The organism is Streptomyces sp. NPDC043746 (genome assembly GCF_056436485.1).
The window spans coordinates 13,995-38,276 of the sequence record NZ_JBWKCM010000003.1 but is presented as its reverse complement, the minus strand read 5'-3'; the positions used below and the strand labels follow the sequence as shown (position 1 = coordinate 38,276).

At 71.9% G+C, this 24,282-nt stretch carries 22 protein-coding genes; 18 read left to right on the top strand and 4 right to left on the bottom strand.

Translation table 11 applies throughout. The annotated features are described in order from the left end of the window. The first annotated feature begins 103 nt into the window (after nt 1-103). Both AC0682_RS04085 and pruA read left to right on the top strand, forming a co-directional pair. A complete protein-coding gene (locus tag AC0682_RS04085) occupies nt 104-1,084 on the top strand; it encodes a proline dehydrogenase family protein (protein ID WP_478531094.1) in 981 nt (326 codons plus the stop codon). A 53-nt stretch (nt 1,085-1,137) separates the two neighbouring features. Beyond that, entirely contained in the window at nt 1,138-2,769 is a 1,632-nt protein-coding gene (pruA, locus tag AC0682_RS04080; RefSeq protein WP_478530820.1) for an L-glutamate gamma-semialdehyde dehydrogenase, read from the top strand. A gap of 224 nt (nt 2,770-2,993) precedes the next feature. Here the strand turns inward: pruA and AC0682_RS04075 are convergent, their stop codons facing one another. Beyond that, nucleotides 2,994-3,752: a nitroreductase family protein gene (locus tag AC0682_RS04075; protein ID WP_478530819.1), complete on the bottom strand. Its 759-nt coding sequence runs from the start codon at nt 3,750-3,752 to the stop codon at nt 2,994-2,996. A 228-nt stretch (nt 3,753-3,980) separates the two neighbouring features. Here AC0682_RS04075 and AC0682_RS04070 point away from each other — a divergent pair, with 228 nt between their 5' ends. Together AC0682_RS04070 and AC0682_RS04065 are read left to right on the top strand one after the other, a co-directional pair. Next, complete coding sequence (locus AC0682_RS04070; RefSeq protein WP_478530818.1) at nt 3,981-5,054, top strand: S1 family peptidase; 1,074 nt, start codon at nt 3,981-3,983, stop codon at nt 5,052-5,054. 119 nt (nt 5,055-5,173) lie between these two features. Further along, entirely contained in the window at nt 5,174-5,725 is a 552-nt protein-coding gene (locus AC0682_RS04065; protein WP_019766979.1) for a GNAT family N-acetyltransferase, read from the top strand. A gap of 90 nt (nt 5,726-5,815) precedes the next feature. Here the strand turns inward: AC0682_RS04065 and AC0682_RS04060 are convergent, their stop codons facing one another. After that, on the bottom strand, nt 5,816-6,925 hold the full coding sequence (locus AC0682_RS04060) for a zinc-binding dehydrogenase (RefSeq protein WP_478530817.1): 1,110 nt from the start codon (nt 6,923-6,925) through the stop codon (nt 5,816-5,818). Between the two features lie 120 nt (nt 6,926-7,045). Here AC0682_RS04060 and AC0682_RS04055 point away from each other — a divergent pair, with 120 nt between their 5' ends. From AC0682_RS04055 to AC0682_RS03990, 14 genes are all read left to right on the top strand, one after another. Beyond that, a complete protein-coding gene (locus AC0682_RS04055) occupies nt 7,046-7,963 on the top strand; it encodes a LysR family transcriptional regulator (RefSeq protein WP_478530816.1) in 918 nt (305 codons plus the stop codon). A 230-nt stretch (nt 7,964-8,193) separates the two neighbouring features. After that, complete coding sequence (locus AC0682_RS04050; RefSeq protein WP_478530815.1) at nt 8,194-8,322, top strand: hypothetical protein; 129 nt, start codon at nt 8,194-8,196, stop codon at nt 8,320-8,322. 365 nt (nt 8,323-8,687) lie between these two features. Beyond that, entirely contained in the window at nt 8,688-9,731 is a 1,044-nt protein-coding gene (locus AC0682_RS04045) for a 3-isopropylmalate dehydrogenase (protein WP_478530814.1), read from the top strand. 255 nt (nt 9,732-9,986) lie between these two features. Beyond that, nucleotides 9,987-11,090, top strand: coding sequence for a branched-chain amino acid aminotransferase (locus AC0682_RS04040; RefSeq protein WP_478530813.1), 1,104 nt, complete (start codon nt 9,987-9,989; stop codon nt 11,088-11,090). A 185-nt stretch (nt 11,091-11,275) separates the two neighbouring features. Then, nucleotides 11,276-12,307, top strand: coding sequence for an agmatine deiminase family protein (locus tag AC0682_RS04035; protein ID WP_478530812.1), 1,032 nt, complete (start codon nt 11,276-11,278; stop codon nt 12,305-12,307). Nucleotides 12,308-12,330: 23 nt separating this feature from the next. After that, nucleotides 12,331-12,933 (top strand): TetR family transcriptional regulator C-terminal domain-containing protein, encoded by a 603-nt coding sequence (locus AC0682_RS04030; protein WP_478530811.1) that lies wholly within the window; start codon nt 12,331-12,333, stop codon nt 12,931-12,933. Between the two features lie 311 nt (nt 12,934-13,244). Beyond that, the gene (gene cimA, locus AC0682_RS04025) at nt 13,245-14,852 is read left to right on the top strand and encodes a citramalate synthase (RefSeq protein ID WP_478530810.1); all 1,608 of its coding nucleotides are present in this window, start codon (nt 13,245-13,247) and stop codon (nt 14,850-14,852) included. Between the two features lie 301 nt (nt 14,853-15,153). Next, on the top strand, nt 15,154-16,128 hold the full coding sequence (locus AC0682_RS04020) for a LacI family DNA-binding transcriptional regulator (RefSeq protein WP_478530809.1): 975 nt from the start codon (nt 15,154-15,156) through the stop codon (nt 16,126-16,128). Between the two features lie 25 nt (nt 16,129-16,153). Next, on the top strand, nt 16,154-17,053 hold the full coding sequence (locus tag AC0682_RS04015) for an ATP-binding cassette domain-containing protein (protein WP_478530808.1): 900 nt from the start codon (nt 16,154-16,156) through the stop codon (nt 17,051-17,053). Nucleotides 17,054-17,112: 59 nt separating this feature from the next. Then, nucleotides 17,113-20,214 (top strand): glycoside hydrolase family 3 N-terminal domain-containing protein, encoded by a 3,102-nt coding sequence (locus AC0682_RS04010; RefSeq protein ID WP_478530807.1) that lies wholly within the window; start codon nt 17,113-17,115, stop codon nt 20,212-20,214. Between the two features lie 58 nt (nt 20,215-20,272). After that, nucleotides 20,273-21,661: a hypothetical protein gene (locus tag AC0682_RS04005; protein WP_254811615.1), complete on the top strand. Its 1,389-nt coding sequence runs from the start codon at nt 20,273-20,275 to the stop codon at nt 21,659-21,661. Between the two features lie 51 nt (nt 21,662-21,712). Further along, nucleotides 21,713-22,297, top strand: a complete 585-nt coding sequence (locus tag AC0682_RS04000; protein ID WP_478530806.1) for a hypothetical protein — start codon at nt 21,713-21,715, stop codon at nt 22,295-22,297. A 15-nt stretch (nt 22,298-22,312) separates the two neighbouring features. Then, nucleotides 22,313-22,546: a hypothetical protein gene (locus AC0682_RS03995; protein ID WP_019766964.1), complete on the top strand. Its 234-nt coding sequence runs from the start codon at nt 22,313-22,315 to the stop codon at nt 22,544-22,546. Between the two features lie 106 nt (nt 22,547-22,652). Beyond that, nucleotides 22,653-22,928 carry a hypothetical protein gene (locus AC0682_RS03990; RefSeq protein WP_478530805.1) on the top strand — a complete coding sequence of 92 codons (276 nt, stop codon included), beginning with the start codon at nt 22,653-22,655 and terminating at the stop codon, nt 22,926-22,928. Between the two features lie 135 nt (nt 22,929-23,063). Here AC0682_RS03990 and AC0682_RS03985 read toward each other — a convergent pair whose 3' ends face one another. Together AC0682_RS03985 and AC0682_RS03980 are read right to left on the bottom strand one after the other, a co-directional pair. Beyond that, nucleotides 23,064-23,333: a DUF397 domain-containing protein gene (locus AC0682_RS03985; protein ID WP_165274096.1), complete on the bottom strand. Its 270-nt coding sequence runs from the start codon at nt 23,331-23,333 to the stop codon at nt 23,064-23,066. Further along, nucleotides 23,330-24,169 (bottom strand): helix-turn-helix domain-containing protein, encoded by an 840-nt coding sequence (locus tag AC0682_RS03980; RefSeq protein WP_478530804.1) that lies wholly within the window; start codon nt 24,167-24,169, stop codon nt 23,330-23,332. The genes AC0682_RS03985 and AC0682_RS03980 overlap by 4 nt, the downstream gene beginning before the upstream one ends. Nucleotides 24,170-24,282 lie beyond the last annotated feature (113 nt).

Genomic DNA, 24,282 nt, shown 5'->3' with positions numbered 1-24,282 from the left:
TTCACGGTGGTTATCCGTGCCGTGCCAGTGTGTTCATATGCGTGCGCATACGTTCATGAACATGCCGTTGCGGCCCTTCGTCCGTTTATTCGTGGAGGTCCCCGTGCTGGGTCCCGTGATCCTCGCCGCGTCACGCAGCGACAAGATGCGCCGGTTCGTCTCGGCCGCGCCCGGCACCAAGCAGGTCGTGGACCGCTTCATCGCCGGGGAGACCGTCGACCAGGTCGTCCCGATCGTCGTGGACGCCGCCGGCAAGGGCCTGGAAGTCACGCTCGACGTCGTCGGCGAGGACATCACCACCCCCGCCCAGGCCGAGGCCGCCCGCGACGCCTACCTGGAGCTGATCGAGCGCCTGGAGGCCCTGCACCTGGGCCCGCGCGCCGAGATGTCCGTCAAGCTGTCGATGTTCGGCCAGTCCCTCCCGTCGCCCGCCGCCACCCTCAACGGAGGGCCCTCCGGGCTCGCCCCCGCATTCCCGGGCGGCCACGAGCTGGCCCTCGCCAACGTGCGCCCGGTCGTCGAGGCGGCGGCCGCCATCGGCACCACGGTCACCCTGGACGCCGAGGACCACACCACCCTCGACTCGATGTTCGCCATCCACGAGGAGCTGCGGAAGGACTTCCCGCAGACCGGCTGCGTCATCCAGTCCTACCTGTTCCGCACCGAGGCCGACGCCCGCCGCCTGGCCGCCGCCGGCAGCCGCGTCCGCATCGTGAAGGGCGCCTACAAGGAGCCCGCCTCCGTCGCGTACCAGGACAAGGCCGAGATCGACAAGGCGTACGTCCGCATCACCCGCATCCTGATGGAGGGCGAGGGATACCCGATGATCGGGTCCCACGATCCCCGTCTGATCGCCATCGCCCAGGAGCTGGGCCGCCAGGCCGGGCGCAAACTGGATGAGTACGAGTTCCAGATGCTGTACGGCATCCGCAGCGACGAGCACGTCCGGCTCGCGGCCGAGGGCCACCGGATGCGCGTCTACACGGCGTACGGCACCGACTGGTACGGATACTTCATGCGCCGCCTCGCGGAGAAGCCGGCCAACCTGCTGTTCTTCGGCCGTTCGATCCTCACCAAGGGCTGAGCGGCCCCCGGGCCGACCCACATCCCCGCCGACACCAAGGAGACAAGGCAACCATGGACGCCGTCACCCAGGTCCCCGCGCCGGTCAACGAGCCGGTTCACTCCTACGCCCCGGGCTCCCCGGAGCGCGCCCGCCTGGAGGTGAAGCTCAAGGAGCTGAGCGAGAACCCGATCGACCTGCCGATGACCATCGGCGGCGAGAAGCGGATGGGCGGCGGCGAGCGGGTGAACGTCGTGCAGCCGCACAACCACAAGGCCGTCATCGGCACCTTCGCCGGCGCCACCGAGCAGGACGCGAAGGACGCCGTCGACGCGGCCCTCGCCGCCGCCCCGGCCTGGCGCGCGATGTCCTTCGACGACCGCGCGGCGATCATCCTGCGCGCCGCCGAGCTGCTGGCGGGCCCCTGGCGCGAGACGCTGGCCGCCTCCACCATGCTCGGCCAGTCCAAGACCGCCCAGCAGGCCGAGATCGACACCCCCTGCGAGCTGATCGACTTCTGGCGCTTCAACGTGCACTACGCGCGCCAGATCCTCGCCGAGCAGCCCCCGGCCAACTCCCCGGGCGTGTGGAACCGCATGGACCACCGCCCGCTGGAGGGCTTCGTCTACGCGATCACGCCGTTCAACTTCACGGCCATCGCGGGCAACCTCCCCACCGCCCCGGCCCTCATGGGCAACGTCGTGGTGTGGAAGCCGTCCCCGACCCAGACCCACGCCGCCGTGCTGCTGATGCAGCTCCTGGAGGAGGCCGGTCTGCCCAAGGGCGTCATCAACCTGGTCACCGGTGACGGCATCGCCGTCTCCGAGGTCGCGCTGAACCACCGCGACCTGGCCGGTATCCACTTCACCGGCTCGACCCGCACCTTCCAGCACCTGTGGAAGACGGTCGGCAACAACATCGCCACCTACCGCACCTACCCGCGGCTGGTCGGCGAGACCGGCGGCAAGGACTTCGTCGTCGCGCACCCCAGCGCCGACCGCGCCGTCCTGAAGACCGCGCTGACCCGCGGCTCCTTCGAGTTCCAGGGCCAGAAGTGCTCCGCGTCCTCGCGGGCGTACATCCCCGCCTCCATCTGGAACTCCGGCTTCAAGGAGGAGTTCGCGGCCGAGGTCGACGCCATCAAGATGGGTGACGTCACCGACCTGAGCAACTTCATCGGGGCCGTCATCGACGAGCGCTCGTTCGCCAAGAACAAGGCCGCGATCGACCGCGCCCAGTCCGACCCGGCGTGCACGGTCATCGCGGGCGGCACCTACGACGACTCGGTGGGCTACTTCGTCCGTCCGACCGTCATCGAGTGCACCGACCCCGAGAACGAGGTCTTCACGACCGAGTACTTCGGCCCGATCCTCGCGGTCCACGTCTACGAGGACGAGCACTACGACGCCATGCTGGAGCAGATGGAGTCGGTCTCCGACTACGCGCTGACCGGCTCGGTCATCGCGGGCGACCGCGCGGCCGCCGCGTACACGATGGACAAGCTCCGCTACGCCGCGGGCAACTTCTACATCAACGACAAGTCGACCGGCGCCGTCGTCGGCCAGCAGCCCTTCGGCGGCGGCCGTGCCTCCGGCACCAACGACAAGGCCGGGGCCCCGCAGAACCTCCAGCGCTGGACCCTGACCCGGGCCATCAAGGAGACCCTGGTCCCGCCGACCGACTACACCTACCCCCACCAGGGCTGACGCCCCTCCCCGGGGCGCCGCAGCACGACGCCCCGGGCCACCGTCTCCCCACCGCGGTGCGGGAGACCTCTGAGCACCGCCCCCTGTCCGGCCCCCAACCGGCCAGGGGGCGGTTTCGCTGTCCGCACGCCCATGAACGCGAGCACGGGCGGGCCTGCGCGTGTGCGTGCGGGACGGGGTTCCGCTCGTGCTCCGGTACGGGTACGGGGCCCGGTGCGGGCCCCTCAGATCTCCACCAGCACCTGGTCCAGCGACTTGCGGACCAGGTCCGGCACCTCGCAGTCGTCGGCGGGGTGGCCGACGGGGATCACGGCGAACGCCTTCTCGTTCTCGGGCCGGCCCAGCACCTCACCGAGGAAGCGCATCGGGCTCGGGGTGTGGACCAGCGCGGCGAGCCCCGACAGGTGCAGGGCGCTGAGCAGCATCCCCACCGCGATGCCGACCGACTCGTCGACGTAGTAGTGCTTGCGCCTGGTGCCGTCCTCGCCCAGCCAGTAGCGCTGCTGGAACACCACGATCAGGCCGGGCGCGTCCGTCATGTGGGCCTTGACCGCGTCGGTGCCCAGCGGGCGCAGGGCGGCCAGCCACTCCTCGCCGAGCCGCCCGTCGTAACTCAGCTTCTCCTCGTGCTCGGCGGCCTCCCGGATGCGTCGGCGCACCTCGGGGTCCTTCACCAGGACGAAGGTCCACGGCTGCTGGTGGGCGCCGGAGGGGGCGGTGGCCGCGCAGGCGACGGCGTCGCGGAGCACCTGCTCGGGGACCGGGTCGGGGGAGAAGGCCCGGACGGTCCGCCGCTCGTCCATGCGCCGCCGCAGCCGGGCGGCGCGGGCCAGGGACTCCTCGGGGGCGATGCGCTCGGGGCGGTAGGGCGTGGGGCGGTAGGGGTCGCCGTGGGTGGGCGACCAGGCGCGGGAGGCGGAGGTGGTCGCGGGCGCCGGGGTGGTGGCCGCCGCGGGTACGGGTGCGGGTGTCGTGTCGGACATGGGCGCAGTGTGCGCCCCGGGGGAGGCCGGGGGAAGCGGGGCTTCGGTCAGGTCCGGGGCCGGTCCCGGTCAGTGTCCGGTGACCGGGGGCCGGTCGGTGCCCATGGCCCGGGCGGAGGTGGCGGTATCAACTGCCGCTGTGGCACGCGGTCTTGTGATGAAGGTAATGTCCATGTCAAATTCCTTCTCGGTACGTCCCCACACGTCACCCCAGAAGGAGTTCCCCCCATGAGACGCGACTCCCGCGCCCGCCTGAGCCTTTCCCTGCTCCTCGTCGCCGGAGCCCTCGGCCTCGGCGCGACCCCCGCCGCCGCGGCCGACGTCCACTCCGCCGCCCCCACCATGGCGGCGGTCCCCTCCGCCTCGGCGTACGCCCTCGACGCCGCCGTCGAGCGCACGCTCGGCGCCGACACCGCAGGCACCTACCTCGACCCCCGGACCGGGAAGCTGGTCGTCACCGTCACCACCGACCGGGCCGAGGAGCAGGCCCGCGCCGCCGGGGCCACCGTCCGCCGGGTCGCCCGCAGCGCCGCCCAGCTGGACGCCGCCATGAAGACCCTGGAGGCCGAGGCGAAGATCACCGGCACCTCCTGGGGCATCGACCCGCGCACCAACCAGGTCGCAGTGGAGGCCGACTCCTCCGTCTCCGCACGGGACATGGCCCGCCTCGAAGCCGTCGCGAAGCGGCTCGGCGGCGCGGTGAGCATCAGTCGCGTTCCCGGCGTCTTCGACCGCGAGGTGCTGGGTGGCGGGGCCATCTACGGCGGCGGCAGCCGCTGCTCGGCCGCCTTCAACGTCACCAAGGGCGGGGCCCGTTACTTCGTGACCGCGGGACACTGCACCAACATCTCCGCCAACTGGTCGGCCACCTCGGGCGGTCCGGTCATCGGCGTCCGGGAGGGCACCAGCTTCCCGACCAACGACTACGGCATCGTCCGCTACACCGACGGCTCCTCGCCCGCCGGGACCGTCGACCTCTACAACGGCTCCACCCAGGACATCACCACCGCCGCCAACGCCGTCGTCGGCCAGGCGATCCGCAAGAGCGGCTCCACCACCAAGGTGACCTCCGGCACGGTCACCGCCGTCAACGTCACCGTCAACTACAGCGACGGGCCCGTCTACGGCATGGTCCGCACCACCGCCTGCTCGGCCGGCGGCGACAGCGGCGGCGCCCACTTCGCCGGCACCGTCGCCCTCGGCATCCACTCCGGCAGCTCCGGCTGCTCCGGCACCAGCGGCTCGGCCATCCACCAGCCGGTGGTGGAGGCGCTCTCCGCGTACGGCGTCTCGGTGTACTAGAGCCGGGAGCCCCGGGGTACGGAGCCCGGAGCCCGGGGTACGGAGCCGGCGCGACCGGCTCCGTACCCCGCATCGCCCCTGCGTGCCTGGTGGGAGGGGGTGCCTGGGAAACTGGGATCATGACCGAGCTGCCCGCGGTGCACGCCGCCCACACCTATGAGCTGACCGCGGCCGTACGGGACGAGATCCGCGCCCTCCTGGACACCGCCTTCGAGGGCGAGTTCAGCGACCACGACTGGGAGCACTCCCTCGGCGGCGTCCACGCCCTGGTGCGCGACACCGGCGGGCTCCTCGTCGCCCACGGCTCCGTCGTCCAGCGCCGGGTGCTCCACGAGGGCCGCTCGCTCCGCGTGGGATACGTCGAGGCGGTCGCCGTCCGCCCCGGCCGTCGCCGCCAGGGGCTCGGCCACCGGGTGATGGGTGCGCTGGAGCGGGTCGTCGACGGGGCGTACGCGTTCGGCGCCCTCTCCGCCTCCGACGCGGGCGCGGCTCTCTACGCGGCGCGCGGCTGGCAGGTGTGGCCGGGCGGCCTCGCCGCCCTCGGGCCGCAGGGGACGGTGGCGCTGCCGGAGGAGGAGGGCAGCACCTACGTGCGCCCCGCCGCCGGTCACGTACTGCCCGGGGCCGGCCACCCCCTCGTCTTCGACTGGCGCGAAGGCGACCTGCTGTAGCGGCGACCTGCTGTGGCGGCACCTGCTGTCGAGGGGGCGTGCTGGGGGGCTGTGGGCCGCGCGCGACGGCCAACGGCCAGCCCTGCGGCCTCAGTCGGCGACCCGGATCAGCATCTTCCCGGTGTTCTCGCCCCGCAGCATCCCGAGGAACCCGTCCACCGTCCGCTCGAAGCCCTCCACCACCGTGACTTCGGGCACCACCGCCCCGCTCCGCAGGTGCGGCACCAGGAAGTCCTCCAACTCCTGCTGCACACCCGGGTAGTTGCGGACCATGACCCCCTCCAGGCGCAGGCTCTTCTCCACGATGTCGAACAGGTTGCGCGGGGCGGCGGGCGGCTCGTGCGCCGAGTGGTACTGGGAGATCGCACCGACCCACGCGATCCGCCCGTGCTCGCGGAGGACCGAGATCGCGCCCGCGAGATGGTCACCGCCGACGTTGTCCACGGAGGCGTCGATGCCGTCGGGCGCCTCCTGGGCCAGCAGCTCCCCGACCGGCCCGTCGTGGTAGTCGAACGCCGCGTCGAAGCCCAGCTCCCCGGTGAGCCGGGCCGCCTTCGCGGGCGTTCCCGTGCTGCCGATGATCCGCCCGGCGCCGAGCAGTCGGGCCATCCGCCCCGCCGCCGTACCGACCCCGCCGGCCGCCGCCGAGACGAAGAGGTCCTGCCCGGGCCGGAGTTCCAGTGTCCGGGTGAGCGCCACATAGGCGGTGAGCCCGGTGCCGCCGAGGAGTGACATGTACGCGGTTAGCGGGACCCCGTCGTACGAGGGCACCTTCCGCACCCCGCTGTCGCCCGGCGCCACCACGGCATGGGTCCGCCACCCCTCGCGATGCAGCACGAGATCGCCCTCCGCCCACTCCGGGGTGCGGGAGGCCGTCACGCGCCCCAGGGCGCGCCCTTCGCGCGGGGCGCCCACGTCCCACCCGTGGTCCATCTCCTCGCGGTGGTAGGGGTCCACGGAGAGATAGAGGTTCTCCACGACGGCCGTGCCGGGGGCGGGCTCGGGGACGGGGGCCTCGTGGACGGAGAAGAGATCCGGCGTCGGGAAGCCGTGCGGGCGGGCGGCGAGGTGGAAGGTGCGGGAGGTGCGGGAGATGCCGGCGGCGCGGGAGGCGCTGGTGGTGCGGGAGGTGTCGGTGGTGCGGGCGGTGATGGCGGTTTCGCTGATCCCGCTGGTGCCGGTGGGGTGCTGGGTCGTCATGGCGACGACGTTAGGCGGGGACGGCGGTGGCCGGGCAGAGGACGCTGTCGATGGAAGAATCACTTCCATGAACACCTTTCATGGGTCCGGCCTTCCCGGACACGGCTCTCCCGGTTCACGATGACCGATCTCGCCCCGCACGAGCTGCGCGTCATCGTCGCCGTGGCCGGTGCGCGCGGCTTCTCCGCCGCCGCCCGGGAGCTGGGCATGACCCAGTCCGCCGTCTCCCACTCCGTCCGCGCCAGCGAGCGCAGGATCGGCGCCGTGCTCTTCGAACGCGGACGCCGGGGCGCCTCGCCTACCCCGGCCGGCGAGGTGGTCGCCGCGCACGCCCGGCGCGTCCTGCGGCTGCTCGACGTGATGGGCGCCGAGGCCCGGGGGGTCGCGGCAGGACCCGGGGGCGCGGACACGGTCGGCGGGCCGCTGCGGATCGCCGCGTTCCGCAGCGCGGCCCTCCATCTGCTGCCGCCCGCCCTGGGACGCCTCACCGCCCGCCACCCGGGCATCGAGCCGGTGGTGCGGATGGTGCGCGAGGTGGGGCGGGGCACGGCCGGTGAGGTGCTGGACGGGCGGGCCGATCTGGCCGTCGCCACGATCGGGACGACCTCGCGCGTGGAGGCCGGGCTGGTGGGTGGCGTACTGCTGGAGGAGGAGTACTCCCTGGTGCACCCGGCCGGGCATCCGGCGCCCCGGACCCTCCCGTTGGTCGACTGGGCCGAGAACTGCACCTCGTACACGCGTGACTGGTGGGCGGCCCAGAGCTGGATCCCCCGGGCGACGGTGGAGGCCGAGGACGACGGGGCGGTGCTCTCGATGGTGTCCCGTGGTCTCGGTATGGCGATCATGCCCGGTCTGTCCCTGTACGGAGCACCCGACGGAATCGAGATCGCCGCTCTCGGACCGGACCGCCCGACCCGCTCGATCGGCTATCTCACCACCCCTGAGCAGGCGCGATCCCTCGCCGTACGGGCGCTGATCCGCGAACTGCGGGCGGCGAGCGGAACCACGGCCGTCTCAGATAGTAGGAAGTCCGACTAACTGTGGAGACAGAGCGGCCCGACTGTCCTAGCGTTGTGGGAGCCGAACGAATCGCTCGATCGAGCGACTGTGGCGGTTGCGGGCGCGCGCCCCGAAGCAGGTAACCCCTGCGGCGTACGCTCCCCGCCCCTTCCGGCGCCTCGAAATCCGATCCCGGCCCGGCCTCGGCGCCGCACCGCGCCGTGCGGCCCGCCCCCGGCATCCATGCGATCTCAAGGAGTCGATCCATCATGGCCACCACCACGACCCGCCGCGTCCGCCACAGCTCCCGCTCCGCCGAGGCCGAGCGCAAGAACGCCGCCGCCGCTCTCCAGCGCGCTCTGGACCGCCGCGACAACGGCGGCTCCACCGGCCACTGAGCCCGCGGGGCCGCCGGTGCCGCGCGCGCCGTCCCGGCCCGCGCGCCCACCGGGCGGCCTGCCCGTCCGCCGGGTTCGCGCGCACTCCGGGTTCGCGTGCTCTCCGAGCCCGCCCCACCGGCGCCCGAGCCCGCCCCATCCGTGCAGCGCCCGCCCCGCACAACGGCGGCCCGTGCACCAGCGGCCCCCGCGCCGCCCGCTCGCCGTCAGCCCTGACCGGCCCGGACGGAGCGGCCCAGCACCCCGCCCGCCCCACCGCGCCGCAGCCCTCGATCCCGCCGCCCGCACACCCTTGCTCCTCCACCCATCGTCCATATGGTGGACGTCGGATGTCATGGGGTGGGACGCACCGTTAGGCTTCCCGCATGTCTCGCAGCATCGATCTCGCAGTGATCCCCGGTGACGGAATCGGCCAGGAAGTCGTGGCCCAGGGCCTCAAGGTCCTCAACGCTGTCCTCCCGCAGGATGTGAAGCTGGAGACCAAGGAGTACGACCTCGGCGCCCAGCGCTGGCACCGCACCGGCGACACCCTCCCGGACGCGGAGCTGGAGGCGCTCAAGGGCCACGACGCCATCCTCCTCGGCGCGATCGGAGACCCGTCCGTGCCGTCCGGCGTCCTGGAGCGCGGGCTGCTGCTGAAGCTGCGTTTCGCCTTCGACCACTTCATCAACCTGCGCCCCTCCAAGCTCTTCCCGAACACCGCGACCCCCCTCGCGGGCCGCCCCGACATCGACTTCGTCGTCGTCCGCGAGGGCACCGAGGGCCCGTACACCGGCAACGGCGGCTCGCTGCGCACCGGCACCCCCGCCGAAGTGGCCACCGAGGTCAGCGTCAACACGGCGTACGGCGTCGAGCGCGTGGTCCGGGACGCCTTCGAGCGCGCGGCCGCCCGGCCCCGCAAGAAGCTGACGCTGGTCCACAAGAACAACGTCCTCGTCTACGCCGGCCACCTCTGGAAGAACACCTTCGACAAGGTCGCCGCCGAGTACCCGCAGGTCTCCACCGACTACCTGCACGTCGACGCCGCGACGATCTTCTTCGTCACCCAGCCGGAGCGCTTCGACGTCATCGTCACCGACAACCTCTTCGGTGACATCCTCACGGACCTCGCCGCCGCCGTGACCGGCGGTATCGGCCTGGCCGCATCCGGCAACATCAACCCGACGGGCGCCTTCCCGTCGATGTTCGAGCCGGTCCACGGCTCCGCCCCCGACATCGCGGGGCAGGGCAAGGCCGACCCGACCGCCACGGTCCTCTCCGTCGCCCTCCTGCTGCGCCACCTCGGCTACGAGGCCGAGGCCGTCCGCATCGAGGACGCCGTCTCCGCCGATCTGGCGGAGCGCGACGGGGCCACCGCGCGGACGACCGACGAGATCGGTGACGCGCTCGCGGTACGCGTAGCGAGCTGACCCGACGACTCCACCTCGAAGCCGCCGGGTCGCATCAGCGCCCGGCGGCTTCACCTGTGCGGCCCCCGGGTGCCACCATCGACCCCTGGACCGCAATCCCACCATTTCGTGCCCGGCCCTCCGCAAGGGATAATCGAACGCGGGGCCGTGGCTCGCGGTGAAGCTCGGACGTCCTAGGACCTGACCGGAAAGCGTCGGGAGGAGGACGGGCGTGGGCGCGGTCCATCACACACAAGACCGGTGAAGGACGCACTCATGACGACGCCCACGATCGAGCTCAAGCCCTCCTCGAACCCGCTGTCCGACGCGGAGCGCGAAGCGATCCTGGTCAGCCCCGGATTCGGCCGCCACTTCACCGACCACATGGTGACGATCCGCTGGACCGAGGGGCGCGGCTGGCACGACGCCGAGCTGGTCCCCTACGGCCCGCTGTCGCTGGACCCGGCCAACATGACCCTGCACTACGCGCAGGAGATCTTCGAGGGGCTCAAGGCCTACCGCCAGCCCGACGGCTCGGTCGCCTCGTTCCGCCCCGACGCCAACGCCCGCCGCTTCCAGCGCTCCGCCGCCCGCCTCGCCATGCCCGAGCTGCCCGTCGAGACGTTCATCGCGGCCTGCGACGCGCTGGTCCAGCAGGACAAGGCGTGGGTCCCGGCGCACGGCGGCGAGGAGTCGCTCTACCTGCGCCCGTTCATGATCGCGACCGAGGTCGGGCTCGGCGTGAAGCCGGCCAACGAGTACCTCTTCCTGGTCATCGCCTCGCCCGCCGGCGCCTACTTCCCCGGCGGCGTGAAGCCCGTCTCCATCTGGCTCTCCGAGAACCGCGTCCGCGCCGTCCCGGGCGGTATGGGCGACGCCAAGACCGGTGGCAACTACGCGGCCTCCCTCCTCGCCCAGGCCGAGGCCGCCGAGCACGGCTGCGCCCAGGTCGCCTACCTCGACGCCGTCGAGCACAAGTGGGTCGAGGAGCTGGGCGGGATGAACCTCTACTTCGTGTACGAGCAGGAGGACGGCTCCAAGAAGATCGTCACGCCCGCCCTCACCGGCTCCCTGCTCGCCGGAGTCACCCGCGACTCCCTCCTCACGGTCGCCCGCGACCTCGGCTACGGCTCCGAGGAGGGCCGGATCTCCATCGACCAGTGGCGCGACGACACCGCCAACGGCACCCTGACCGAGGTCTTCGCCTGCGGCACCGCCGCCGTCATCACCCCCGTCGGCACCGTGAAGACCGCGAGCGGCGAGTGGGTCCAGGGCGACGGCACCCCCGGCGAGGTCACCATGAAGCTGCGTGAGCGCCTGCTCGACATCCAGCGCGGGATCGCCGAGGACACCCACGGCTGGATGCACCCGCTCGGCTAGTCCCGCCAGGGCCCCGGCCCCCTGGCCCCCGGCGAAGGCCGCACCGCCCCCAAGGCCGGTGCGGCCTTTTCCGTGCCGGGTGGTTAGAGCGACGCTCTAATGGGAGCCCGAGAAGCTTCCGCTTGCCCATGAACTCCAGTTAGAGTGGCACTCTAATCACCGCACCAAGGAGCTCAGGAGCCCCCATGCCGGCCACCCCCGCCCCCTTCCGCATGCCCCCCGAGTGGGCGCCCCACGAGCGCACCTGGATGGCCTGGCCCGGCCCCAACCCCACCTTCGCCTCCGACGCCGAGCTGGCCGAGGCCCGTCACGCCTGGGCCGCCGTGGCCCGCGCCGTACGCCGGTTCGAGCCGGTCACCATGGTGGTCGGGCCGGGGCAGGAGGAAGGCGCCGCCGCTCTCCTCGGCCCCGATGTGGAACTCGCCGTCCGCCCCCTCGACGACGCCTGGATGCGGGACATCGGGCCGAGCTTCGTCACCGACGGCCGCACCCTCGCCGCCGTCGACTGGACGTTCAACGGCTGGGGCGCCCAGGGCTGGGCCCGCTGGGAGAGCGACCAGCACATCGCCCGAGCCGTCGCGGAGCTGACCGGTACCCCCGTCCACAGCTCCCCGCTCGTCAACGAGGGCGGCGCGATCCACGTGGACGGCGAGGGGACCGTCCTGCTCACCGAGACCGTCCAGCTCGGCGAGGAGCGCAACCCCGGCTGGAGCCGCGAGCAGGTGGAGGCGGAGATCCACGCCCACCTGGGCACCGAGAAGGCGATCTGGCTGCCGCGCGGGCTGACCGGGGACTACGGGACGTACGGCACGCTCGGCCATGTCGACATCGTCGCCGCCTTCGTCCGCCCGGGCACCGTCGTCGCCCACGTCCAGCCGGACCCGGCCCACCCCGACCACGCGGTCACCCGGGAGCTGCTGGCCGTCCTGCGGGCCGCCACGGACGCCAAGGGGCGCAGGCTGGAGGTCGTCGAGGTGCCCGCGCCCACCGTGCTGCGTGACGAGGACGGGGAGTGGGTCGACTACTCCTACATCAACCACTACCTCTGCAACGGCGGCGTGGTTCTCTGCGCCTTCGGCGACCCGCGCGACGAGGAGGCCGCGGCGATCTTCCGGGGCCTGTTCCCCGACCGCACGGTGACGCTCGTCGACGCCCGTACGATCTTTGCCGGCGGTGGAGGCATCCACTGCATCACCCAGCAGCAGCCGAAGATCTGAACCCACGAGAGCCCGGTCGTCCCATGCCCCGTCGCACCCGCCATCCCGCCCCGCCCCGCGAGGACGTCCTCGCCGCCGCCATGGCCACCATCGCCGCGCGCGGGCTCGACGGGCTCACCATGGCCGGGCTCGGGCGCGAGGTGGGGATGAGCAGCGGGCACCTCCTCTACTACTTCCGCACCAAGGACGAGCTGCTGCTGCGGACCCTGGAGTGGAGCGAGGACCGCCTCGGTGCCGAGCGGCGCGCCCTGCTGGCCGAGCCGGGGACGGCCCGTGAGCGGCTGGACGCGTACATCGGGGTCTACCTCCCCGCCGGCCACCGCGACCCCCACTGGACGCTCTGGCTGGAGGTCTGGGGCCGCTCGCAGAACGCGGACGACGACGCCAGGGCCCGGCAGGCCGCCATCGAGGGAGCCTGGCACCGGGACCTGGTGGCGCTGCTGGCCGAGGGGGTCTCGCGCGGGGAGTTCAGGCCGGTGGACACCGACCGGTTCGCGACCCGGCTGCGGGCGCTGCTGGACGGGTTCAGCGTCCATGTGACGGTCGGCATCCCGGGGACGGGCCGCGAACAGGTGCTCGTCCAGGCGGGGGAGTTCCTGGACGAGACGCTGGAGAAGGGCCACTGAACGGGCGATGCGACCAACGTCACGACCGCATCCTGAGACACCGCCGTCACGGACGCGTCACTGTGCGAGACTTCTGCCGTGTCCTCGTTCGTCATGATTATTGGCAGCAGGCGCGCCGGTCCGCAGTGACCGTCCCGTACCACCCCGTACGGCACGGCCACCGTGCCCCAGACCCGCGCGCAGACCTCTCGCACCCGCGAGGGGTTTTTTGTTTTCCGGCCCACACCCGGGCCGGGGCCGCGCGCGCGGGATGATGAGGGCAAGTGGAACCAGATCGTCCGGTCCACTCATCCGACAGGAGCCAGACCAGCATGACCACCAAGGCCAACGCCACCGACGACAGTTTCCATGTCTTCGACACCACACTGCGCGACGGTGCTCAGCGTGAGGGCATCAACCTGACGGTCGCCGACAAGCTGACCATCGCCCGTCATCTGGACACCTTCGGTGTCGGCTACATCGAGGGCGGCTGGCCGGGGGCCAACCCCCGCGACACCGAGTTCTTCGCCCGTGCACAGCAGGAGATCACGTTCGAGAACGCCCAGCTGGTGGCGTTCGGCGCGACCCGCCGGGCCGGTGGCCGCGCGGCCGAGGACCCGCAGGTGCGGGCGCTCCTGAACTCCGGCGCCCCGGTGATCACGCTGGTCGCCAAGTCCCATGACCGCCATGTCGAGCTGGCCCTGCGCACCACCCTGGACGAGAACCTGGAGATGGTCCGCGACACCGTCTCCCACCTGCGTGAGCAGGGCCGCAGGGTCTTCGTGGACTGCGAGCACTTCTTCGACGGCTACCGGGCCAACCCGGCGTACGCGAAGGCCGTCGTCCGTACGGCCCACGAGGCGGGCGCCGAGGTCGTCATCCTCTGCGACACCAACGGCGGCATGCTCCCCGCCCAGGTCCAGGCCGTCGTCTCCACGGTCATCGCGGACACCGGCGCCCGGCTCGGCATCCACGCCCAGGACGACACCGGCTGCGCGGTCGCCAACACCCTGGCCGCCGTGGACGCGGGCGCCACCCACGTCCAGTGCACGGCCAACGGGTACGGCGAGCGGGTCGGCAACGCCAACCTCTTCCCCGTGGTCGCCGCCCTGGAGCTCAAGTACGGCATGAAGGTGCTGCCCGAGGGCGCGCTCGCCGAGATGACCCGGACTTCGCACGCCATCGCCGAGGTCGTCAACCTCACGCCGTCCACCCACCAGCCGTACGTCGGTGTCTCGGCCTTCGCCCACAAGGCCGGGCTGCACGCCTCCGCGATCAAGGTCGACCCGGACCTCTACCAGCACATCGACCCGGAGCTGGTCGGCAACACCATGCGGATGCTGGTCTCCGACATGGCGGGCCGCGCCTCCATCGAGCTGAAGGGCAGGGAACTGGGCGTGGACCTGGGCGACGACCGCGCCCTGGTCGGCCGGGTGGTGGAGCGGGTCAAGGAGCGCGAACTCCAGGGCTACACCTACGAGGCCGCCGACGCCTCCTTCGAACTCCTGCTCCGCGGCGAGGTGGAGGGCCGGGCCCGCCGCTACTTCCGTACGGAGTCCTGGCGCGCGATCGTCGAGGACCGCCCCGACGGCACCCACGCCAACGAGGCCACCGTGAAGCTCTGGGCCAAGGGCGAGCGCATCGTCGCGACCGCCGAGGGCAACGGCCCGGTCAACGCCCTGGACCGGGCCCTGCGCGTGGCCCTGGAGCGGATCTACCCGCAGCTCGCCAAACTGGAGCTGGTCGACTACAAGGTCCGCATCCTGGAAGGCCGCACCGGCACCGAGTCCACCACCCGGGTCCTGATCACCACGGGCGACGGAACCGCCGACTGGGCCACGGTCGGGGTCGCCGAGAACGTCATCGCCGCGTCCTGGCAGGCGCTGGAGGACGCGTACACCTACGGCCTGCTGCGCGCGGGGGTCGAGCCCACGGAGTGAGTACGTCCTGCCTGTCCGTGAGAGCCGCCGCCCCGAACCTTGGGGACGGCGGCTCTCATGCGTTCAGGAGATGAACGCTCAACCCGCCCTCTCCGCCCGGCAGATGAGATCCGACCAATCTCGACGTGAAGTATTGACGGCTCTGTATCGGCGCGATTAACTCCAGCCGCAACGCCGGTACCGGTTCCGGAACCGGTACCCAAGGCCCCTCCCGCACGTCCCCGCACGTCTCCCGCGTGCCTGCCGTCCTGCCCCAGCCGCGCCCCCGTCCCGCTCCTGCCTTTACCCCGTGGAGGCCCAGATGCGTGTCACCATCGCCGATGTCGCCCGTGAGGCCGGCGTGAGCAAGACGACCGTGTCGCGGGTCGTCAACACCAAGGGCGAGGTGGGCGGGGCGACCGCCGCCCGCGTTCGTGAAGTGATCGCACAGCTCGGCTATGTGCCCAGCTCCGGAGCCGTGGGGCTGGCCCGGGGCTCCAGCCGTACGGTCGGGATGCTCGTGCCCTCGCTGACCTGGCCGTGGATGGGTGAACTGCTCCAGGGCGTCGTCGACACCGTCGAGTCCGCCGACCACGGGCTGCTGCTGTTCACCTGCAACCGGGGCGCCGAGTCCGTCCAGCGCTTCACCAGTCAGGTGTCCGCGCGCGCCTTCGACGGGCTCGTGGTCGTGGAGCCCGAGAACACCCTCGGCCACCTCGCCGACCTGCACCGCGACGGCCTGCCGATCGTCCTCATCGACGACCGGGGCCACCACCCCGCGTTCCCCTCCGTCGTGACCACCAACCACGAGGGAGGAGCGTCGGCGGCCCGTCACCTGCTCTCCGCCGGGCGCTCCCGGCCCGTCGTCCTCACCGGCCCCCGGCACTTCGGCTGCGTACGGGACCGGCTGGGCGGATTCCGCTCGGTCCTGCCCGACGTCCATGTCGTGGATGGGGACTTCACCGAACTCGGAGGCCGCCTCGCCATGGAGCGACTCCTCGCCCGGGGCGTCACGTTCGACTCCGTCTTCGCGCACAACGACCTCAGCGCCGCCGGGGTGCTGCGTGCCCTGCGGGTCGCCGGGCGCCGGGTCCCCGACGATGTCGCGGTCGTCGGCTTCGACGACATCCCGATGGCCGAACACACCGAACCGCCCCTGACCACCGTGCGCCAGCCCACCCGCCGCATGGGGGAGACGGCCGCCCGCCTACTGCTCTCCCGCCTCGGCGGCACGCCCGTACCCGACGGCCCGGCCGTACTGCCCACCGAACTGGTCGTGCGCCGCTCGGCGCCGTGACGGACCGGCCGCAGGAGCCCCGCCCATGAGCGCCGAGCCGGTCCCCACCATCAGCGGACCGCACCTCGCCCAGGGCACCGGCCAGCGGGCCGCGCACGCCCAGCGGGACATCGACCTCACCCGTCACGGGGACGAAGTCGGAGGTCTGGCAGGGGAGTCGGGGTCCGGCAAGCCGGGCCTGGCGCCCGCCGCGACCCGGCTGCTCGCCCCGCCCGGGGTGATCGCCGACGCAATGAAAGCCCGCCGCCCCGAGCTGACGAAGGCCCAACGCGCTCAACGGGCAAGGGAGTTGCTGAGCATGGTGGGAGTCTCCGCCGACCGGCTCGCCGCCTATCCGCACCAGCTCTCCGGCGGGACGCGCCGACGTGTGATGATCGCGATGGCGCTCGCCCCGGAGCCCGAGATCGTCATCCGGGACGAGCCGACGACCGCGCTGGGCGTGGTGCTGCGCCGCCGGATCCCGCGACCGCTGGCCCAGTTGAGGGAACAGTGCGACTTCTCGGTCGTGTTCATCCCCCCTGGCATCGCGCTCCTGGTCGAATTCCCGGACCGGATCGCGATCATGTACGGGGGCCGCATCGTGGAGGAGGCGGACGGGGCGGAGATCCACCGCGACCCCCGCCGCCCCCACAGCAACGGACTGCTCCACCCCTTCCGCGTGCTCCACGGCCCGCGCCGCGAGCTGACCGGTGTCCCCGGCCCGCCCCCGCACCTCTGCGCGATGCCCACCAGCCGCGCGTTCCTCCCGCGCTGCGGCAAGGCGTACGAGCCGTCGGCCGCCGACGGGCTCCTTCGAGGGGGCGCACGGCTACGACCAGCCGTTCGGCATCGCCCGCGTCGACTGCGCCATCCGGGCCCGCACGCTCAAGGACAGCGCCGGGCGGTACCGCGACACGATCCGGCTCACCCGGACGAGCGGCGGTAACCCGAAAGACCCATGGACCCTTTCCCCCAACCCACCCGACCCGAAAAGAGAGCGCTCCCATGTATCGCACCCCGCACTCCTGCCCCCGCAAGGGCCGGAGCAGACCCGCGACCGCCGTCCTGGCCGCCGTCGCGGTCCTGGCCGCCCTGCTCGCCGGAGCCGCGCCCAGCCAGGCGGCCGCCGACGACGAACCGGCGCCCGTCCTCATCGACCGCTTCGAGGGCGAGGTGCCGCTCGGCAACACCCCGCCCGCCGACGCCATCTTCACCTGGGGCGGCAACGCCACCGACCACCCGCGGCTGAAGCTGGCCGAGCGCGCCGATGCCCCCGAGGGCGGACACGTCCTCGAAGGCTCCTACGACATAAGCGCGTACGGCGGCTTCAGCCACGAGTTCGCCGTGGACACCCCGCCCCAGGACTGGACCACCCACCAGGGCATCCGCTTCTGGTGGTACGGCCAGAACACCGCACCCCTGCCGCCCGGTTCGGGCAAGCGCGTCCACTTCGAGATCAAGGACGGCGGGGCCAACGGCGGCGCCTCCGAGCTGTGGACCACCTCCTTCACCGACGACTGGGAGGGCTGGCAGCTCGTCGAGATCCCGTTCGCGGACTTCGCCTACCGCGCCGACTACCAGCCCGTCGGCGGCATCGACCAGATCCTCGGCCTCGACGAGATGTGGGGCTACGCCTTCACCATGCCGCCCGGCGCCCCCGGGACCTTCGCCCTGGACGCCGTCGAGCTGTACGGCAAGGCCGACCCTGCGGTGACCGCGAGCGTGGTGACGGACGCGGCCGTGCACCCCGTGAAGAACGGCGACAGCGCGGACATCACCCTCTCCGTCGCCACCACCGGCTCCGCCCCTACCGAGGAGCCGATCACGCTCACGTACGCCACCCGGGGCGGCACGGCGGTCGCGGGCAAGGACTACACCCCGCTCACCGGCGCCCACACCTTCCCGGCAGGCACCGCCTCCGGCACGACCCACAAGGTGACCGTCCGCACGGCGAAGGCGTCCGAGCCCTCCGAGGCGAAGACGATCCCCCTGGCGCTGACCGTCACCGGCGCCAAGGCCCCGGCGGAGCACCCGCAGGTCGTCATCGACGCCCACGGACTCCCGTACCAGAACGCCAGGCTCCCCGTGAAGCAGCGGGTCGCGGACCTGCTGGGCCGGATGTCCCTCGCGGAGAAGGCCGGTCAGATGACCCAGGCCGAACGCAACGCGCTGCGCACCCCCGGCGACATCGCCGCGTACGACCTCGGCTCGCTGCTCTCCGGCGGCGGCTCGGTCCCCACCCCCAACACGGCCGCCGCCTGGGCCAGGATGGTCGACGCCTACCAGCTCCGCGCCCGGGCCACCCGCTTCCAGATCCCGCTGATCTACGGCGTGGACGCGGTGCACGGCCACAACAACGTGGTCGGCGCGACGATCATGCCGCACAACATCGGCATCGGCGCGGGCCGCGACCCGAAGAGCGCGGAGAGGACCGGTGCGATCACCGCGAAGGAGGTCCGGGCCACCGGCATCCCTTGGGACTTCGCCCCCTGCGTCTGCGTCACCCGCGACGAGCGCTGGGGCCGCTCCTACGAGGCGTTCGGTGAGGACCCGGCCCTGGTCGAGGCCATGGAGACGGTCATCCAGGGCATGCAGGGCCACCCGTCCGGCAAGGACCTGCACCGCAACGACAAGGTCCTCGGCAGCGCCAAGCACTTCGTCGGGGACGGCGGCACCGAGTACGGCTCCTCCACCACCGGCTCGTACACGACCGACCAGGGCGTCACCAAGGTCACCCGCCAGGAGCTGGAGGCGGTCCACCTGTCGCCGTTCGCGGAGTCGGTCAAGCGGGGCGTGGGCACGATCATGCCCTCGTACTCCTCGCTCGACATCATCGGGGACGGCGAGGGCCCGGTGAAGATGCACGCCCACGGCGAGATGATCAACGGCGTCCTCAAGGACCGGATGGGCTTCGAGGGCTTCGTCATCAGCGACTGGCAGGCCATCGACCAGATCCCCGGCGACTACCCGAGCGACGTCCGCACGTCGGTCAACGCCGGACTCGACATGATCATGGTCCCGACCGCGTACCAGGAGTTCACCAGGACGCTGAAGGAGGAGGTCACGGCGGGCCGGATCAGCCAGGCCCGGATCGACGACGCGGTCTCCCGCATCCTCACCCAGAAGTTCCGCCTCGGCCTCTTCGAGAAGCCGTACGCGGACACCACCCACCTCGACAAGGTCGGCTCGGCCGAGCACCGCGCGGTGGCACGCGAGGCGGTGGCGAAGTCGCAGGTGCTCCTGAAGAACGACGGAGCGGTCCTGCCCCTCAGGCCGGACCAGAAGGTGTACGTCGCCGGGTCCAACGCCGACGACATCGGCAACCAGGCCGGCGGCTGGACGATCAGCTGGCAGGGCTCCTCCGGCAGGATCACGCCGGGCACGACCATCCTGGAGGGGATGAGGAAGGCGGCGAAGAACCCCGACTCCGTCACCTACTCGAAGGACGCCTCGGCCGCCACGGACGGTCACGACGTGGGCGTGGTGGTCGTCGGGGAGACCCCGTACGCCGAGGGCATCGGGGACGTCGGCAACGGCCACGACCTGGAGCTGACCGACGCCGACAAGGCCGCCGTCGACAAGGTCTGCGCGGCCATGAAGTGCGCGGTCCTCACCGTCTCGGGCCGCCCGCAGCTCATCGGGGACCGGCTCGGGGACATGGACGCGCTGGTCGCCTCCTGGCTGCCGGGCTCCGAGGGCGACGGCGTGGCCGACGTCCTCTACGGCAAGCGCCCCTTCACCGGACAGCTCCCGGTGACCTGGCCGAAGTCCGAGGCCCAGCTTCCGATCAACGTCGGGGACACGGTGTACGACCCGCAGTTCCCGTACGGCTGGGGCCTGACGACCCTGAACAAGCCCCCGGCCGGCGGCGAGCCGACCCTCGCCGCCCTCGCCGTGGCCGCCCAGGTGGCCCAGAAGGCGAAGCTGGGGAAGACCCCGGCGGGCAAGGCGATCGTGGACCAGGCGCGGCTGCTGGTCCAGCAGAAGATCAACGGACAGTTCACGCAGGCCGTCTCTCAGCCCTTCGCGGAGGCGGACCACCTGCTGCTCAAGGGCGACCTGACGGGCGCGGTGGCCAAGCTGCGCACGGCCTACCGGGCCGCGTAGGCACCCCGCTCTCCAGGCGGGCGACGGCATTCGTCGCCCGCCTGGAGTAGCGTGAAGTATGAGGAAAAGGCTCTTCCCCACGCTGTTGGCGGGCCTGCTGCTCATCATCGCAGCGGCTGCACTCGCCCTGACCTCCCCTGCGTCGGCGGCCCCGGCCGCGACGATCAACGATGCCGCCCAGGCACTGCGCGAGGACCCGGTCTATGTGGACCCGGGCGCCCGCGATCAGCTCTCCGTCGCTGACGAGAAGGCCCTGGAAGCCAAGATCCTGGACGCCGACAAGCCGGTCTTCGTCGCCGTCCTCCCCGACACCGAGGCCTTCCCCGAGGAAGGCCTCCTCCCGACTCTGCGCAGCGGCACCGGCATCACGGGCGTCTACGCGGTCCGCCTCGGCGACGGCTTCAACGCGGGCGCGGACCCGCAGGTCATGCCCACGCGGGCGGTCGACAACCTGACCGCCTCCGTCAAGAACCCGGCCACCGCCACCGACGCCACCTCCCAGCTCAACGCCTTCGTCGACCGCGCCGTCGAACAGGCCCGGGGAACCGCCCCCGCCTCGTGGTCCGGCACCGGAGGCACCACGGCCGACGGCACCGGAGCCCCGATCGGCGGCCTGATCACGCTCGGCGCCCTGGTGGCGGCAGGGGGCGCGGGCGCGTACGCGATCTCCCGCCGCAACAAGCGTCGGAAGGCGGAGGAGGAGCGCATCGCCCTCGACAAGCTCCGGGTCGTGGTGGACGAGGACATCACCGCGTACGGCGAGACCCTGGAGCGCCTGGACTTCCACCCCGCCGAACCGGGCGCCGACGACACCATGCGCGGCGACTACGAACGCGCCCTGGACTCCTACGAGACCGCCAAGACGAAAATGGCCAAGGCCGAGCACCCCTCCGACGTGCGCGGGGTCACCCAGTCCCTGGAGGACGGCCGCTTCTCCCTCGCCGTCCTGGAGGCCCGCCGCACCGGCAAGGAGATACCGGCCCGTCGCCCACCGTGCTTCTTCGACCCCCGTCACGGCCCCTCGGTGGCCGACGTCCGCTGGACCCCCTCCGGCGGCGCGCCCCGCGAGGTCCCGGTCTGCGCGGCGGACGAGGTGCGCCTGAGCCAGGGCGAGGACCCCATGAGCCGCATGGTCGACGTGGGCGACGGCAACCGCCGCCCGTACTGGGAGGCGGGCCCCGCCTACGGCCCCTGGGCCGGCGGCTACTTCGCCGGTGGCCTCCTCCCCGCCCTCCTGATGGGCACCATGCTCGGCTCGATGCTCGCCACCCCGGCGTACGCCTCCGAGTACGGCGGCGGTGACTTCGGCGCGGGCGGCGAATGGGGCGGCGGCGACTTCTCCGGCTCCGACTTCGACTCCTCCGGCTTCGGCGGGGGCTTCGGTGACGGCGGCGGGTTCGGTGACGGCGGTGGCTTCGGCGGCGGCTTCGACGGCGGCGGCTTCTGACGCCCTGCCTCGGTGACGGCCGAAAGACGGGCGTGTGCGAGGCTGCGGCGCATGGGGTGGACATACAAACTGCACGGCGGCGTGGGGGCCGCGCTGGGGGCGGCACTGCTGGGACTGGCGGCACTGACGTGGGTGCCGGGGACCTGGCCGCTGTTCGAAGCGAGCTGGCTGGTGGTGGCGGGGTTCGCGTCGGCGTTCGTGCTGCTGGTGTCGGCGCTCGTGCGGGCGGCCCTGGCGGGGGCGGACAAGCGCATGCAGTGGGAGGCCTTCCGGTGCCTGCCGGGCAGGGTGCAGGCGGGGTTCGCGGTCCTGGCCGTGGCGGGCGTCGCGATCATGGCGGCCGACGTGGCGGGGGCGGGCTCGCCGGGACGACTGCAGGACGCCGAGGTGAGGGACGGCCGGTACTACGCCTTCGACCCGGGGCCGGAGACGCGCGGCACGGTCGGGATCGGGCGGAGCGAGTACGAGGCCCTGCTGCCGAGCAGCCGTCGGCCGTTCCTCGCGTTCCCCGGCATACTGCTCCTCGGCGCCTCCGGCCTGGCGCTGACGACGGGCGAACTGCGCCGGGCGGACCGGGCCCGCACCGCCTCGCGACCCGCCGGGGGAAATTCGGGGCGTGCCCTTTCCGGGGGCTGAGCCGTTGAACCCGGCATGAAGAAGCGAAGCGTTCTCGCCGTCGTCACTCTCGCCACCGGAGCGGTCATCGCCGCGATCTCCCCGCACCCCGGAGGCGGGGACACCGCCCACGCGGCCGAGCCGCCCGTCAGCCTGGGCGCGCTGGACCAGATCGGGGACCTCGGCAAGGTCGTCGACGGCGCGGCGGACACCGCCTCCTCCACCGCCGGCACGGTGACCACGACTCTCTCCGAGGCCCGTTTCAGCTGAGCCGACGACCACCGGCACACGAAAGGGCGGCCCACCGGCACTCCCCGGTGGGCCGTCTTGGCATCCGGTACACCCCCGGTGCACCCCGTTGCGTCAGCCATTCGCCATGGCTGGCAACCCTCCCGTTGGTGCGTTTTCGGTAGACACCGTGAGGGAATGCAACGCAGCGGAAGCGAAATCGCTCGCTCGTGAAATGAGCAGCGAGCCTTTTGCGGGGGTGGGCATGGGGGCGTTCTTGGTGCTTCTCGCAGGGTTAGGCGGCCTGGTCGGATGGTGCGCCTTCATCCTCGGCCGGCGAAATCGCACAGAGAATTTCGATGGGCTGCTCATCGAGCAGGAGGCCACGCAGCGGGCGCGGCGGGCGCGGAAGGACATGCGCTAGAGGTTCCGCGCCGGGACTCACACGTCTCCGGTTGAGCCGCCCACGTCCACTGGTCCGGTCCCGTATGGATGAGAACCGCCCCGCTCTCGGCCGAGAGGCCGGTGGCGGGGCGGGCCGGTGGCGGGGGGTGCGGTGTCAGAGAGCGGTACCGCTCCTGACGAAGGCGCCCCAGGCGGCGGGCTCGACGGTGAGGACGGGGCCGTCGGTCACCTTGGAGTCGCGGATGTGGACGGCGGCGGGGTGGGCGGCGACTTCGACACAGTTGCCGCCCTGGTCGCTGCTGTAGCTCGACTTCTGCCAGTGGTAGGCGACTTCCACGCAGTCTCCGCCCTGGTCGCTGCTGTAGCTGGACTTGAACCAGTGGAGGGCGGTGGGGCCGGAGACGGGGAGGGCTGCGCGGTTCATGTCTCTCCAAGCAGGGCTGCGAGCAGTGCGTCCAGAAGCCGGGCGCTTTCCTCGGCGGTCAGCGCCTGCGACCGCAGCATCCCATATTTCTGCATGAGGGCGCTGACGTCGGCCGGATCGTCGTACAGCTCCGCTCGGAGATGCATCTCGACGTACGCGAGCTGTTCGTGATCGGGAGTTTCCAGCAGGACCAGCGGTCCCGCGAGCCCTGCGTGCTTCGATGTCTTCCGGGGCATGATCTGAATACTGACGAACGGCAGGTCCATGCAGCGTCGCAGGTGGAGAAGTTGCGCGAGCATGACCTCGCGATCGCCCAACTCGGCGAACAGGATGCTCTCCTCCAGAATGAAGTGGAGGATGGGGCGAGGCTTGCGATCCAGGATCTTCTGCCGATCGAGTCGGGTCGCCACCCGCTTCTCGATCTCCTCTTCTTCGAGCGGTGGATAGTGGCTGGAGAACACCAGCCGCGCGTATGCCTCGGTCTGCAACAGTCCCGGGATGAGCTGGGACTCGTACGAGAACAGGCTCACCGCGTCCTGCTCGCACTGTACGAAGTCCTTGACCAGCGCCTGGTAGCGCTCCTTCTTCGGGATCTTCACCACCGCGACCTGCAAGGCCCCCTTGGTTTCCAGTAGTTCGTCGAGCTTGGCGGCCAGGTCCGGCTGTAGTGCTCGTCGCCCCTGCTCGATGGAGGCGATGGTGTCCTCGCCCACCCCGACCCGCTCGGCCAAGGCGGCCTGTGTCAGCCCGGCGACCCTGCGGAAGTGGCGTAGCTGCGCCCCGACCAGTTGCCACGAAGTAACCCGCCTGATGCCGCTCTGCTTTCCCGGTTGCATGCGATGGCTCTCCCCCGTTTGGTGCCGCTGTCTACCCGTCAGGACCCGTACAAAAGGTTTTGTACGGCCTTCCGCCCTGCTACAGCGTAGTGACGGTGTGTGAGCGTGAAGGC

What these genes read in the sequence shown, in the direction of transcription:
- pruA (WP_478530820.1), top strand. Translation starts at nt 1,138, where the DNA reads ATGGACGCCGTCACCCAGGTCCCCGCGCCGGTCAACGAGCCGGTTCAC.
- AC0682_RS04075 (WP_478530819.1), bottom strand. Translation starts at nt 3,752, where the DNA reads ATGTCCGACACGACACCCGCACCCGTACCCGCGGCGGCCACCACCCCG.
- AC0682_RS04070 (WP_478530818.1), top strand. Translation starts at nt 3,981, where the DNA reads ATGAGACGCGACTCCCGCGCCCGCCTGAGCCTTTCCCTGCTCCTCGTC.
- AC0682_RS04065 (WP_019766979.1), top strand. Translation starts at nt 5,174, where the DNA reads ATGACCGAGCTGCCCGCGGTGCACGCCGCCCACACCTATGAGCTGACC.
- AC0682_RS04060 (WP_478530817.1), bottom strand. Translation starts at nt 6,925, where the DNA reads ATGACGACCCAGCACCCCACCGGCACCAGCGGGATCAGCGAAACCGCC.
- AC0682_RS04055 (WP_478530816.1), top strand. Translation starts at nt 7,046, where the DNA reads ATGACCGATCTCGCCCCGCACGAGCTGCGCGTCATCGTCGCCGTGGCC.
- AC0682_RS04050 (WP_478530815.1), top strand. Translation starts at nt 8,194, where the DNA reads ATGGCCACCACCACGACCCGCCGCGTCCGCCACAGCTCCCGCTCCGCC.
- AC0682_RS04045 (WP_478530814.1), top strand. Translation starts at nt 8,688, where the DNA reads ATGTCTCGCAGCATCGATCTCGCAGTGATCCCCGGTGACGGAATCGGC.
- AC0682_RS04040 (WP_478530813.1), top strand. Translation starts at nt 9,987, where the DNA reads ATGACGACGCCCACGATCGAGCTCAAGCCCTCCTCGAACCCGCTGTCC.
- AC0682_RS04035 (WP_478530812.1), top strand. Translation starts at nt 11,276, where the DNA reads ATGCCGGCCACCCCCGCCCCCTTCCGCATGCCCCCCGAGTGGGCGCCC.
- AC0682_RS04030 (WP_478530811.1), top strand. Translation starts at nt 12,331, where the DNA reads ATGCCCCGTCGCACCCGCCATCCCGCCCCGCCCCGCGAGGACGTCCTC.
- cimA (WP_478530810.1), top strand. Translation starts at nt 13,245, where the DNA reads ATGACCACCAAGGCCAACGCCACCGACGACAGTTTCCATGTCTTCGAC.
- AC0682_RS04020 (WP_478530809.1), top strand. Translation starts at nt 15,154, where the DNA reads ATGCGTGTCACCATCGCCGATGTCGCCCGTGAGGCCGGCGTGAGCAAG.
- AC0682_RS04015 (WP_478530808.1), top strand. Translation starts at nt 16,154, where the DNA reads ATGAGCGCCGAGCCGGTCCCCACCATCAGCGGACCGCACCTCGCCCAG.
- AC0682_RS04010 (WP_478530807.1), top strand. Translation starts at nt 17,113, where the DNA reads ATGTATCGCACCCCGCACTCCTGCCCCCGCAAGGGCCGGAGCAGACCC.
- AC0682_RS04005 (WP_254811615.1), top strand. Translation starts at nt 20,273, where the DNA reads ATGAGGAAAAGGCTCTTCCCCACGCTGTTGGCGGGCCTGCTGCTCATC.
- AC0682_RS04000 (WP_478530806.1), top strand. Translation starts at nt 21,713, where the DNA reads ATGGGGTGGACATACAAACTGCACGGCGGCGTGGGGGCCGCGCTGGGG.
- AC0682_RS03995 (WP_019766964.1), top strand. Translation starts at nt 22,313, where the DNA reads ATGAAGAAGCGAAGCGTTCTCGCCGTCGTCACTCTCGCCACCGGAGCG.
- AC0682_RS03990 (WP_478530805.1), top strand. Translation starts at nt 22,653, where the DNA reads ATGGCTGGCAACCCTCCCGTTGGTGCGTTTTCGGTAGACACCGTGAGG.
- AC0682_RS03985 (WP_165274096.1), bottom strand. Translation starts at nt 23,333, where the DNA reads ATGAACCGCGCAGCCCTCCCCGTCTCCGGCCCCACCGCCCTCCACTGG.
- AC0682_RS03980 (WP_478530804.1), bottom strand. Translation starts at nt 24,169, where the DNA reads ATGCAACCGGGAAAGCAGAGCGGCATCAGGCGGGTTACTTCGTGGCAA.